This is a genomic window from Mesorhizobium sp. f-mel, from assembly GCF_053850215.1.
Map to the genome: position 1 here is coordinate 226612 of NZ_JBSPTO010000005.1, position 11689 is coordinate 238300.

General features: G+C 63.0%; 13 protein-coding genes. 11 read left to right on the top strand and 2 right to left on the bottom strand.

Features of this window, described 5'->3' with window-relative positions:
- The first annotated feature begins 146 nt into the window (after positions 1-146).
- From gap to ACWUKX_RS10370, 6 genes are all read left to right on the top strand, one after another.
- Positions 147-1157 (top strand): type I glyceraldehyde-3-phosphate dehydrogenase, encoded by a 1011-nt coding sequence (gene gap, locus ACWUKX_RS10345; protein WP_127208478.1) that lies wholly within the window; start codon positions 147-149, stop codon positions 1155-1157.
- Between the two features lie 253 nt (positions 1158-1410).
- The gene (locus ACWUKX_RS10350) at positions 1411-3300 is read left to right on the top strand and encodes a potassium/proton antiporter (RefSeq protein WP_456006384.1); all 1890 of its coding nucleotides are present in this window, start codon (positions 1411-1413) and stop codon (positions 3298-3300) included.
- A 109-nt stretch (positions 3301-3409) separates the two neighbouring features.
- Entirely contained in the window at positions 3410-4606 is a 1197-nt protein-coding gene (locus ACWUKX_RS10355) for a phosphoglycerate kinase (protein WP_456006387.1), read from the top strand.
- A gap of 138 nt (positions 4607-4744) precedes the next feature.
- Positions 4745-5770 (top strand): class I fructose-bisphosphate aldolase, encoded by a 1026-nt coding sequence (locus ACWUKX_RS10360; protein ID WP_456006389.1) that lies wholly within the window; start codon positions 4745-4747, stop codon positions 5768-5770.
- A gap of 128 nt (positions 5771-5898) precedes the next feature.
- Positions 5899-6639, top strand: a complete 741-nt coding sequence (locus tag ACWUKX_RS10365) for a DUF899 domain-containing protein (protein ID WP_456006391.1) — start codon at positions 5899-5901, stop codon at positions 6637-6639.
- Between the two features lie 98 nt (positions 6640-6737).
- Positions 6738-7469 (top strand): SGNH/GDSL hydrolase family protein, encoded by a 732-nt coding sequence (locus tag ACWUKX_RS10370; protein WP_456006394.1) that lies wholly within the window; start codon positions 6738-6740, stop codon positions 7467-7469.
- Between the two features lie 14 nt (positions 7470-7483).
- Here ACWUKX_RS10370 and ACWUKX_RS10375 read toward each other — a convergent pair whose 3' ends face one another.
- Positions 7484-7645, bottom strand: coding sequence for a hypothetical protein (locus ACWUKX_RS10375; RefSeq protein ID WP_127314259.1), 162 nt, complete (start codon positions 7643-7645; stop codon positions 7484-7486).
- Positions 7646-7823: 178 nt separating this feature from the next.
- Positions 7824-8777, bottom strand: coding sequence for a ring-cleaving dioxygenase (locus ACWUKX_RS10380; RefSeq protein WP_456006396.1), 954 nt, complete (start codon positions 8775-8777; stop codon positions 7824-7826).
- A 269-nt stretch (positions 8778-9046) separates the two neighbouring features.
- Here ACWUKX_RS10380 and ACWUKX_RS10385 point away from each other — a divergent pair, with 269 nt between their 5' ends.
- The 5 genes from ACWUKX_RS10385 (at position 9047) to ACWUKX_RS10405 (ending at position 11532) form a co-directional block, all read left to right on the top strand.
- Positions 9047-9214, top strand: a complete 168-nt coding sequence (locus tag ACWUKX_RS10385; protein WP_456006399.1) for a hypothetical protein — start codon at positions 9047-9049, stop codon at positions 9212-9214.
- 85 nt (positions 9215-9299) lie between these two features.
- Positions 9300-9902 (top strand): DJ-1/PfpI family protein, encoded by a 603-nt coding sequence (locus ACWUKX_RS10390; protein WP_456006402.1) that lies wholly within the window; start codon positions 9300-9302, stop codon positions 9900-9902.
- Between the two features lie 53 nt (positions 9903-9955).
- Entirely contained in the window at positions 9956-10321 is a 366-nt protein-coding gene (locus ACWUKX_RS10395; RefSeq protein ID WP_456006405.1) for a VOC family protein, read from the top strand.
- Positions 10322-10328: 7 nt separating this feature from the next.
- Positions 10329-10739, top strand: a complete 411-nt coding sequence (locus tag ACWUKX_RS10400; RefSeq protein ID WP_456006408.1) for a hypothetical protein — start codon at positions 10329-10331, stop codon at positions 10737-10739.
- A 73-nt stretch (positions 10740-10812) separates the two neighbouring features.
- Positions 10813-11532 (top strand): helix-turn-helix transcriptional regulator, encoded by a 720-nt coding sequence (locus ACWUKX_RS10405; RefSeq protein WP_008873880.1) that lies wholly within the window; start codon positions 10813-10815, stop codon positions 11530-11532.
- The last annotated feature ends 157 nt before the right edge of the window (positions 11533-11689 follow it).

An 11689-nucleotide genomic window follows, 5' to 3' on the forward strand; every position in this document is an offset into this window, starting at 1 on the left:
CGCCCGCGAAACCGCGCATATGGTTTTGCGGGCAGCCTCCGTCTGGTGGACTTAAATCCAACCCGTCGACGGCTGGATTCTTTGCCAGCCCGCCGTTATGAAGCTGCGGACTTGATCTTCGGCCTCCAACTCCCAGGGAGAGAAAAATGACCGTCAGAGTTGCCATCAACGGATTCGGCCGCATCGGCCGCAACATCCTGCGCGCCATCCACGAATCCGGCCGCAAGGACATCGACGTCGTCGCCGTCAACGACCTCGGCCCGGTCGAAACCAACGCGCATCTGCTACGCTTCGACAGCGTGCATGGCCGCTTCCCGCATGAAGTGACGGTTGACGGTGACCAGATCACCGTCGGCACCGAAAAATTCAAGGTCACCGCGATCAAGGACCCGACGCAGTTGCCGTGGAAGGAGCTCGGCATCGATATTGCGCTCGAATGCACCGGCATCTTCACCGCCCGCGACAAGGCCGCCGCGCATCTGACCGCCGGCGCCAAGCGCGTCCTCGTCTCGGCGCCGGCGGAGGGCGCCGACCTCACCGTCGTCTATGGCATCAACCATGACAAGCTGACCAAGGACCACATCGTCATCTCGAACGCCTCCTGCACCACCAACTGCCTGGCACCGCTGGCAGCCGTGCTGCATGAGGCCGTCGGCATCGAGAAGGGCATGATGACGACGATCCACTCCTACACCGGCGACCAGCCGACGCTGGACACCATGCATAAGGATCTCTATCGCGCCCGCGCCGCGGCCCTGTCGCAGATCCCGACTTCGACCGGTGCGGCCAAGGCGATCGGCCTGGTGCTGCCCGATCTCAAGGGCAAGCTCGACGGCATCTCCATTCGCGTGCCGACCCCGAACGTCTCGGTTGTCGATTTCAAGTTCATCGCCAAGCGGCCGACGACCGTGCAGGAGATCAACGAGGCGGTGATCGCCGCCTCCAACGGCAAGCTGAAGGGCATCCTCGCCGTTACCCATCACCCGAACGTGTCGATCGACTTCAACCACGATCCGCATTCCTCGATCATGGCGCTCGACCAGACCAAGGTCATGGACGGCAACTTCGTTTCGGTGCTGTCCTGGTACGATAATGAATGGGGTTTTTCCAACCGCATGGCCGACACCGCAGTCGCCTTCGGCAAGACCATCGCCTGATCGCAGAACCATCTTCTCGCGACTTGGAAACGCCCGGCTCTGTCCGGGCGTTTTCATGAGAGCGCCCAGCGCCCTTTTGGATGCGCAAACGACGCTCTAACGGTTTGTTTGGCAAGACCGCGCCTTGAACGCCAAAACACTCAATAATCAGCGGCATAGGGCAAAAAACCACCCTCACGCCTTGCACCGGTCATGTCTTCGCCTCACTCTCCCGTAAAGCGAGAGGAACACGAATTCGAGGGGCAAACGGCGGATGGAGCATGCGATCTATCTCGTGACGCTGGTCGGCGCCGCACTGGTCGTCGCCGCCGCGTTTTCGAGCCTGATCGCCTTCCGCTTCGGCGCCCCTCTCTTGCTGCTGTTTCTCTGCATTGGCCTGGCCACGGGAACCGACGGCCTCGGCATCCAGTTCGACAATGCGCGGCTGGCTTATTTTGCCGGCTCACTGGCGCTGGCGGTCATCCTGTTCGATTCCGGTTTCGGCACGCCGCTCAACGCCTTGCGCCAGGCGGCCGGACCGGCACTGTCGCTGGCGACCATCGGTGTCCTTTTGACCACTGGCCTGTTCGGCGTCGTCGCCTATTATCTGCTCGATCTCAGCTGGCTGGAATCCTTCCTGCTTGGGGCTGCTGTCGCCTCGACGGACGCGGCAGCAGTGTTCTTCCTGTTGCGCGCCGGCGAGATCAATTTGCGCGAACGCGTGCGTTCCACGCTCGAGGTGGAATCCGGCACTAATGACCCAATCGCCATCTTCCTGACCATTAGCTTGGTCGAGATCATCGCCGCCAACGCCAGTCCCGAGGCCAGGGTGCTGGTTACGGATCTCGTCCTCGGCTTCCTTCTCAATATGGGGCTTGGCGCCATCGTCGGCATTTTCGGCGGCCTCGCCATTGTGCGTCTTGTCGACCGGCTCAATCTCGACCACGGGCTGCTGCCGATCTTCGTGCTGACGCTGTCGCTGATGGTGTTCGCCGCCGCCGGTGCCATTGGCGGCTCCGGTTTTCTGGCGGTCTATATTGCCGGCCTTATTGCCGGCAATTCCGACATTCGCGCCGTCACCATCCTCAAGCGCTTCCAGGACGGCATGTCGTGGCTGGCACAGATCATCATGTTCCTGGTCCTCGGCCTGTTCGCGACGCCCTCGCAATTTCCGGCGATCCTGCTGCCGGCGGTGCTGCTGGGCCTGTTCCTGATATTCGTGGCGCGGCCAATCGCCGTCTGGCTTTGCCTGATGCTGTTCCGTCTGCCGCGCCCGGAAGTCGCCTTCGTCTCATGGGTGGGTCTGCGTGGCGCCGTGTCGATCCTGCTCGCCATCACGCCGCTGCTTGGCGGGCTTGAGAACGGCCGTCTCATCTTCAACACCGCCTTCATCGTCGTGCTGGTGTCGCTGGTCATCCAGGGATGGACCGTCGGACCGCTGGCACGCCGCCTCGGCCTGATCGTGCCGGCCCGCCTAGGCCCGTTGGACAAGGTCGAACTCGAATTGCCGGGCTCCGCCCACCACGAGCTTCTCGCCTATCGCGTAGCACCTGGCAGCCCGGTGGCGCGCGGCGAGCGCATTCCGCGCTGGGCGCGGCCGTCGCTGGTGCTGCGCGACGGGCGCTCGATGCGCTTCCAGGACATGGGCAGGCTCGCCGCCGGCGACCATGTCTACATTTTCGTGCCGGATCGCTATCCAGCCCTGCTCGACAAGCTGTTCGCCAGCCGGGCCGTGGTCGATCCCGAGGACGCGGACTTCTTCGGCGCCTTCGCCGTCGATCCGGCGCGCTCCGCCGCGGAACTTGAAGCCGCTTACGCGCCGGGCCTGACCGAGGAGGAACGCAAGCTGACCGTCGGCGACCTAGTGACGGAGCGGCTCGGCGGTCATACCGAATATGCCGACCGCGTGCTGATTGGTCCGATCGAGCTGATCGTCCGCGATGTCGACGACAAAGGCAAGATCACTGGCCTCGGTCTTTCCCTCGAGCCGACCGCGCCGGTGGCACGGGTGCCGGTGTTCCTGAGTGCTGGCGAGATCGCCGACCGCGTCGCTGGCTTTGTGCGCAATTGGCGCAAGCGGATCAAAAAGCAGAGTGCCGAGGCGCCGGACGACGCGGAACGGTCTCCACAGCCGGCGGTGGAAAGGGCAACCGACGAGGGCTGACTGCTCCCGACACATGCCGTGTCATATTTTCCGCGTAGCACCATGGCAGGTCTTGCATCGTCGTTGATGCGGGGTAAGGTCCCGGCGATTTTTCGCGAAAGGGAACAGCATGGCCGGCTTCAAGACACTGGACGACATCGGCAACATCGACGGCAAGCGTGTGCTGGTGCGCGTCGACCTCAACGTTCCCGTCGCCGACGGCAAGGTGACCGACGCCACCCGCATCGAGCGCATCGCGCCGACCATCGCCGAGCTTTCCGGCAAGGGCGCCAAGGTCATCCTGCTTGCCCATTTCGGCCGGCCCAAGGATGGACCGTCGCCCGAATTCTCGCTTGAGCCGATCGCCAGGGCGAGCGCGAAGGTGCTTGGCTGCCCTGTCGGCTTCGCGCCGGATTGCATCGGCGACGCAGCGGCAAGCGCCGTCGCCGCCATGAACAACGGCGACGTGCTGCTGCTCGAAAACACCCGCTTCTACAAGGGCGAGGAGAAGAACGACGCGGCCTTCACCGAAAAGCTCGCCGCCAATGGCGACATCTTCGTCAACGACGCCTTTTCCGCCGCCCACCGCGCCCATTCGTCGACGGAGGGGCTTGCACACCTGCTGCCGGCCTTCGCCGGCCGTACCATGCAGGCCGAACTCGACGCGCTGGAAAAGGGCCTCGGCAATCCCGTCCGCCCTGTCGTCGCCATCGTCGGCGGCGCCAAGGTGTCGAGCAAGATCGACCTCCTGATGAATCTGGTGAAGAAGGTCGACGCGCTGGTCATCGGCGGCGGCATGGCCAACACCTTTCTCGCCGCGCGCGGCACCGATGTCGGAAAATCGCTGTGCGAGCATGATCTCGCCGGGACCGCCAAGCAGATCATGATCGAGGCGGCCGAAGCCGGCTGCGCCGTCATCCTGCCGGTCGACGGTGTCGTCGCCGGGGAATTCAAGGCGGGCGCCGCCAGCGAAACCGTCGCCATATCAGAGGTGCCGGCCGATGGGATGATCCTCGATGTCGGCGAAAAGACCGTGAAGACCGTTGCCGACTGGATCGACCGCGCTGCGACGCTGGTCTGGAACGGTCCGCTCGGCGCCTTCGAGATCGAACCGTTCGACCGGGCGACGGTGGCGGCAGCCAAGCACGCCGCGGCCCGCACCAAGGCCGGCAAACTGGTCTCGGTGGCTGGCGGCGGCGACACGGTGGCAGCACTCAACCATGCCGGCGTCGCCGACGACTTCACCTATGTCTCGACCGCCGGCGGCGCCTTTCTGGAATGGATGGAAGGCAAGCCGCTGCCCGGTGTCGATGTGCTGAAGCGCTGAGGCCCTGGGGCGACAGGCGAACGAGGGGCGTTTGCGCGTTTCAATCGATTCGAGCTTTCCGCTTGGAATGGTTCGACTTGAACCTGCCTTGCTCTAGTGGTCTGCTAGGTTGGAACAAACGGTTCAGGAGGATGCACAATGAGCGAACGTCTCGAGGACATTGCCGCCGCGATGGTGGCCGACGGCAAGGGTCTTTTGGCCGCCGACGAAAGCTCCGGCACCATCAAGAAGCGCTTCGACGTGATCGGCGTCGAATCGACCGCCGACAGCCGCCGCGACTATCGCGAGATGATGTTCCGCGCCAAGGAGGCGATGACCAGATACATCTCCGGCGTCATCCTCTACGACGAGACTATCCGCCAGAAGGCCGCCGACGGCACGCCGCTGGTCGACATCATCAAGGCGACCGGCGCCATTCCAGGCATCAAGGTCGATGCCGGCGCCAAGCCTCTCGCCGGTTTCCCTGGCGACACGATCACCGAAGGCCTCGACGGCCTGCGCGAGCGGCTCACCGACTATTACAAGCTCGGCGCCCGTTTCGCCAAATGGCGTGCGGTGATCGACATCGACGTCGCCAAGGGCGTGCCTTCAGCCACGTCGATCGGTTCGAATGCGCATGCGCTCGCCCGCTATGCGGCGCTTTGCCAGGAGGCCGGCATCGTGCCGATCGTCGAGCCGGAGGTGCTGATGGATGGCGCCCATGACATCGGCACCTGCTACGAGATCAGCAAGGCAACGCTGACAAAACTCTACACCGAGCTCTACGCGGCCCGCGTCGTCCTCGAAGGCACCATCTTGAAGCCGAACATGGTTCTCGCCGGCAAGAAGTCGGGCAAGACCAGCAGCCCCGAGGAAGTCGCCGAAAAGACCATAAGACTGTTCCGCGAAACGGTGCCGGCCGCAATCGGCGGCATCGCCTTTCTCTCGGGCGGGCAATCGGACGAGGAGGCGACCGCCAACCTCAATGCCATCAATGCCATCGGCCCGCATCCATGGAAGCTGACCTTTTCCTATGGCCGCGCCTTGCAGGCGGCGCCACAGAAGGCCTGGAGCGGCAAGGCGGCCAACGTTGCCGCTGCCCAGGCCGCCTTCGCCCACCGCGCCCACATGAACCATTTGGCCGCACTTGGAAAATGGCAGCCGGAACTGGAACAGGCCGCCTGACCGGTTTTTTTCTGCCTTCGTCCGAACCCGGGCCATGTGCCCGGGTTCAATTATGCTCCAAGAAACCGAGGGCCGTGTCGGCTTGCGTTGAGCCCAAACGTCCTTGGGGCTCAAAGAGGAGCAGACTCATGCCAAACAACAAGATCGTTTCACGGAAAGACTGGTTCCAGGCGCACAAGGCGCATCTGGCCCGCGAGAAGGAATTGACGCGATTTCGCGACCGCATCGCTGCCGAACGGCGGGAATTGCCCTGGCTGAAGATCCGGAAGGACTATGTCTTCGAGACCGAACAGGGCCAGAAGAAACTGGCCGGCCTATTCGGAGGCGCAAGCCAGCTGATCGTCTACCACTTTATGTTCGGGCCGGGCGCCGATTATCGTTGCGAAGGGTGTTCCTTCCTTGCCGACCATATCGACGGCGCCAACCAGCACCTCAAGCACCACGATGTGTCGCTGGTCGTGATCTCGCGGGCGCCGTTGGCCGAATTTCTGCCCTACAAACAGTGCATGGGGTGGAAATTCGACTGGGTGTCGTCCTACGCGTCGGACTTCAACTTCGACATGCAGGTTTCCTTCACCGACAAACAGATCCAATCAGGCGACACGACCTACAATTTCGAGCAGCGCGCGCTGAAATCGAAGGACCTTCCCGGCATCAGCGTGTTCTACAGGGATGAGAACGGCGACATCTTCCTGACCTTCATGTCTCGCTCCAGGGGCGGCGATCCGCTGATCGGCGCTTATCACTATCTCGACCTGACGCCGAAAGGCCGCAACGAGACAGGTCCCTACCACAGCCTGATGGACTGGGTGCGGCTGCACGATGAATACGCAGACAGGCACGAGATGCAGGACGCCTGTTACCATTGACGGCGGGCAGCCGACGCAAGATCTTTCGCCTTTAGCCTGATATGCGCTAAGTGCTGCTCGCCACGCCTTTAACGGACTTTCCCCATTAACGGTTTGCGATGCAGCGCTTTCTTGCCCTCCTCACCTGGCTCGCCTTTCCAGTCTATGTCTGGCAGGGACTCGGCGTGCGCCGCCGCACCACCCGCATGCTGCCGGCGCAAGGTCCGGTCATGCACGAGGTATCAGGCCAGGCGCCAGCGATCTCGCTTCTGATGCTTGGCGATTCTTCCGCCGCTTCGGTCGGCATCGGCAATTCCGAGTGCGGGTTGGCCGCGCAACTGGCCGAGCTGATCTCGCAACGCACTGGCCGTGCGGTGCGCTGGCGGGCAGCCGGCTTCAACTCGGCGACCTCAGGCCAGATCCGCGACCATGTGCTGCCCAATCTGTCGGCTGATCCTTGGACGCATATCGTGCTCGCCATCGGCACCAACGACACCAAGAACTTTCACTCGGTGCCACGCTTCAAAAGCGATTTTGGCGGCCTGCTCTACGCGCTGCGAGCCAAATGGCCTGAGGCGCGCGTGGTGTGGTCGCCGGTGCTGGAATTCACGCGGGCGCCGGCAATGCCGCCGCTGCTTGGAACGATCCTGGAGATCCGCGCCGCCGAGATGAACCGGATGGGCGAGCGCCTCTGCCTCGAACGCGGCGCAGTGCCGGCGCCGCGCCTGCCGATCACCGATGCCGAAGCCGGTTTTGCCTCCGACGGATTTCATGCCTCGGAAGCCGGCTACCGGGCCTGGGCGGAACATCTCGTCGACCTGGTGCTGGCCAACGAACCACGCGTAGCGTAGCGGGGCCGCCAGCTCTACGTCCAATGCCCCAGCGCCGCTGTTATCGAAATCGCCGCCATCGCCAGCACCGCCAGCTTCCAGAAATCGCTGCGCCGCTTCAGCCCCGGCCAGCCGAGCGGCTTGATCAGCTGGATGACCATCATGACAATGATAACGAGCGCGAGGAGTTTCGACATGCCGCTTTTGACTAGCGCATCGGCCCGAAAATCGAAATCGATTTTCGGAAAGCACGATGCGTAGATTCAAAGGTGCTGGAGCATCCTTTGCGCGTCCAGAAGACGCGCGGCGCTCCAATATCACGGCCGGCTGTCAAAGCGCTCCGCTCATGCCAGATCGCCATAACGCTGAGGGGTGCTAGGCCAGCGGCTTGAGGCCGGCCTCGATCGAGGCCCGCTTTGGTTCGAGGAAGGGCGGCAAGGCCAGCCTTTCGCCCAGCGTTTCCAGCGGCTCGTCGGCCGTAAACCCGGGGCCGTCGGTGGCGATCTCGAACAATATGCCGTTCGGCTCACGGAAATAGAGCGAACGGAAGTAGTATCGCTCGACTTCACCGCTTGACGGCAGGCGGAATTCGGCCAGCCGTGCCGTCCATTGATGCAAGGTCTCCCGGTCCGGCGCCCTGAACGCGACGTGGTGGACCGCCCCGGCACCTTGCCGTGCCGGCGCAAGGCCCGGCTGCACCGCGACATGAAGTTCCGCCGCCGGGCCGCCTTTTCCCATCTCGAAGACATGAACCTGGCCCTGACCATCCGGCGAGGCATAATCCCGCGCCTTGTGCATGTTCATCACCCCGGTCAGCACCGCTTCGGTGTTGGTGATGTCGGGAACGCTGATGACGATAGGCCCGAGCCCGCGTATCTGGTGCTCGATTGGGACCGGGCTTTGAGCCCAGGGATGACTGTCCCCCTTGCCGCCATCGCTGACGAGACGCAGGCGCTGGCCTTCTGGGTCTTCGAAATCCAGCGACGGGTAGCCGCCGACATCGCCGATCTCTCCCGTCGCGACGGTCTCGCCGGACAAGTGCTGCTTCCACCAGGCAAGGCTTTCGGGGCTGGCGACCCTCAGGCTGGTCCGGACGATGCTGTTGGTGCCGCGCCGTTCGCGTCCGACCGGCCAATCGAAGAAGGTAAGATCGGTGCCAGGCGTCGCCTCTGCGTCGGCATAGAAAAGGTGATAGGCCGACGTGTCGTCCTGATTGACCGTCTTCTTGACCAGTCGCAGGCCCAAGGTCCTCGTGTAGAAACAAAGGTTTCCGGGCGCATTCGCGGTGATAGCGGTCAGGTGGTGGATTCCCGTCAGTTGCAGGCCCATGGTCGTCTCCCTGATTTACGGAAAATTTTTCTCCTTCATATCAGAACGCCGACCCTATCGCAGAAGGATGCGAATTCCGACAGTCCGTCGCTGCAAGCTGAACGATCTCGACGCTGATAGCGACCTGCGATGAACAAGCCGGCGTGCCGCGCACCGGCGAGCTCGGGAAAGCAAAACCGGCAGCATCGCCGAAGGCCATCATTCTACTGACAGACTGCTGTCAGGAGGGGTGTGCGATAGTGTCTCCATCGAAAGAGAGGAGACCAGCTATGAACGGTTTTACCATTCTGCGCGGCGTGCAGCACTATGTCGGCAAGATCAGGACGATGCGCAACGAGATCCGCACCCGGCGTTTCATGAACGGGTTGCCGCAAAGCATCCGCAAGGACATCGGTTGGCCGGATAATTACCAAGGCCGCCACGGCCGCGGCCATTGAGGCGATTTCTTCGCAGCAGCAGTTGGATGCGGACGCCACGGCGCCCAGATAAACAGGTCCGGCGGACGGAAAGACGGAGCAGGAAATGTCCGAACAGAAAACCATCGGCGTTCTTTTCATCGATCGCTTCGCCGACTGGGAATACGGGCTGCTGGCGGCTTCGGCGGTCGAATGGTTCGGCGCACGCGCGGTGTCGCTGACGCCGAACGGCAAGCCGGTGACTTCGGCCAGCGGATTTATGCTGACGCCCGACCGTTCCACCGAGGTTGATGAAAACACCGATCTCGACGCTGTGGCGGTCATCGGCTCCGACCAGTGGGTCGATGCCCCGCCTGATGTCTCCCGGCTGCTGACAGCGGTCGCAACGCGTGGCGGCGTGGTCGGCGGCATTTGCGCCGGCACCTTGGCACTGGCACGTGCCGGCTTGTTCGACAAGGCCAAACACACCAGCAATGGTCGTGACTGGATCAACGAAAAGGAACCGGGTTACCCGGGCGCCCAGAACTATCAGGACGTGCCCTATGCGGTCGCCGACGGTCGCATCGTGTCCGCACCGGGTTCGGCTCCCGGCACGTTCGCTCTTGCCTATTTGAAGACGCTCTATCCCCAGAGAAGCAGCGACGTTGCTGAGATGCGTATGCTGTTCGCCAAGGAGTACGCTGAAGGGGAATATGCTGAAGCCTCCTGACAGTATGGTGTCAGGAGCGGCGTGCAATAGTGCGGCAGTATCAGGAGACAGACATGGCCTTCATCCCTGCAAAAGCTTCGGCATGGTTCGAGATTCCTGTCACCGACATGGATCGGGCGCGCGCCTTTTATGGGTCGGTGCTCCAGAACGATCTCATTCTGGAGGAGAGCGGTCCGAACCCGATGGCCATGTTCGTCGCCGAGGACCGAACGGCCTCCGGGCACATCTACCCAGGGAAACCCGCGGCACCCGGAAATGGCCCGACCATCCATCTGTCGGTTGCCGCACCGATCGAGGACGCCATGGAACGGGTGAGGCAGAACGGCGGGCAGATCGTCTCGCCGGCGATCTCCATTCCGGCCGGCACATTCGCTTATTGCCTCGACCCCGACGGCAACAGCTTTGGGCTCTTCGTTTAGGTGGCGCATGGTAAAGAGCTGGAACGACAGGCTGAACACGCCGGGCACCAACGGTATCAAGCCGACGCCGCGCACTGTTGGCGACGTCGTCGAAGGCCAGCCGATGCTGGTGCCGACGGCACGGCAGGTCGATGATTTCATCCGCTCCATCCCAGAGGGCGTGGACATGGACGTCCGCGCATTGCGCACCGCGCTCGCCATCGAGCACGGTGCCGAAGTGACATGTCCGGTCACTATCGGCTATCATCTGCGCACTGTTGCCGAGGCCGCCAACGAGGATCTGGAACGCGGCATGACGCTTAGCGACATCGCGCAGTTCTGGCGGGTGCTGGATGCAAAGACGCCGACAACAGGGAAGTTGTCCTTCGGCGCGGCTTTCATCGCCGCGCAGCGCAAGCGCGAAGGGCTCGAACCATAATGCATGTCGCCCAAAAGTGGGAACCGGCTTTGGCAAAACGACATGCATAGAAACAACACCGAGGGACCATACGATGCGTCGCGCCGACAGGCTCTTCCAGATCGTGCAGCATCTGCGCGGTGGCCGTCTGGTCACCGCCCAGAAGCTGGGCACGTGGCTCGAGGTTTCCGAGCGAACCATCTACCGCGACATCGCCGACCTGCAGTCGACGGGCGTGCCGATCGACGGCGAGGCCGGCGTCGGCTACATGATGAGGGAGGGTTTCGACCTTCCGCCGCTGATGTTCACGCGTGACGAGATCGTCGCGCTGGTCGCCGGCGCCCGCATGGTGCGCGCGTTTGGCGGCGCTGCCATGGCGCGGGCCGCCGACGAGGCGCTGGTCAAGATCGGCGCCGTGCTGCCCGATGCAGAAAAGGACCGCATCGCCCGCACCGAAATCCACACGCCGATGTGGGTGGTGAGCGACGCCGCCCGCGAAGCAATCGACCTGATCGAGCGCGCAGTGGAAAAACGCCAGGTGCTGACCATCGACTACTCCGACGAAGCAGGCCGCGGCACCGCGCGCGACATCAGGCCATTGGGCCTGTGGTTCTGGGGCAAGGTGTGGACGCTGGTCGCCTGGTGCGAGATGCGCGACGATTTCCGCGCTTTCCGTATCGATCGCATCGCTTCGGTGGTCATAGCCGGCCGCGTCTTCAAGCCGGAGCGCGGCAAGCAGCTCGCCGATTTCTATCGTGCGGTTGAGCGCAGCGAGGATTACGGCATGGCACCGGACCGAGCCGCGCGAACCTAAATTAGGTGACGTCTTCCCCCTCCCCTTGTTGGACTGTTGCACAATTCTTGGTTTGTGATTCTCTGAGATGGAAGTTCGGAGGGAATCACGATGGCGGTGAAGCGGACGGGTCAGTTGAGTCTTGCGGAGGCTTTTCTGGGCAGCAAGCTGGCGGGCG

Excerpts from the sequence above, each read along its gene's own strand:
- ACWUKX_RS10405 (WP_008873880.1), top strand. The coding sequence starts at position 10,813 with ATGCGTCGCGCCGACAGGCTCTTCCAGATCGTGCAGCATCTGCGCGGT.
- ACWUKX_RS10400 (WP_456006408.1), top strand. The coding sequence starts at position 10,329 with ATGGTAAAGAGCTGGAACGACAGGCTGAACACGCCGGGCACCAACGGT.
- ACWUKX_RS10385 (WP_456006399.1), top strand. The coding sequence starts at position 9,047 with ATGAACGGTTTTACCATTCTGCGCGGCGTGCAGCACTATGTCGGCAAG.
- ACWUKX_RS10360 (WP_456006389.1), top strand. The coding sequence starts at position 4,745 with ATGAGCGAACGTCTCGAGGACATTGCCGCCGCGATGGTGGCCGACGGC.
- ACWUKX_RS10350 (WP_456006384.1), top strand. The coding sequence starts at position 1,411 with ATGGAGCATGCGATCTATCTCGTGACGCTGGTCGGCGCCGCACTGGTC.
- ACWUKX_RS10370 (WP_456006394.1), top strand. The coding sequence starts at position 6,738 with ATGCAGCGCTTTCTTGCCCTCCTCACCTGGCTCGCCTTTCCAGTCTAT.
- ACWUKX_RS10365 (WP_456006391.1), top strand. The coding sequence starts at position 5,899 with ATGCCAAACAACAAGATCGTTTCACGGAAAGACTGGTTCCAGGCGCAC.
- gap (WP_127208478.1), top strand. The coding sequence starts at position 147 with ATGACCGTCAGAGTTGCCATCAACGGATTCGGCCGCATCGGCCGCAAC.
- ACWUKX_RS10375 (WP_127314259.1), bottom strand. The coding sequence starts at position 7,645 with ATGTCGAAACTCCTCGCGCTCGTTATCATTGTCATGATGGTCATCCAG.
- ACWUKX_RS10355 (WP_456006387.1), top strand. The coding sequence starts at position 3,410 with ATGGCCGGCTTCAAGACACTGGACGACATCGGCAACATCGACGGCAAG.
- ACWUKX_RS10390 (WP_456006402.1), top strand. The coding sequence starts at position 9,300 with ATGTCCGAACAGAAAACCATCGGCGTTCTTTTCATCGATCGCTTCGCC.
- ACWUKX_RS10380 (WP_456006396.1), bottom strand. The coding sequence starts at position 8,777 with ATGGGCCTGCAACTGACGGGAATCCACCACCTGACCGCTATCACCGCG.
- ACWUKX_RS10395 (WP_456006405.1), top strand. The coding sequence starts at position 9,956 with ATGGCCTTCATCCCTGCAAAAGCTTCGGCATGGTTCGAGATTCCTGTC.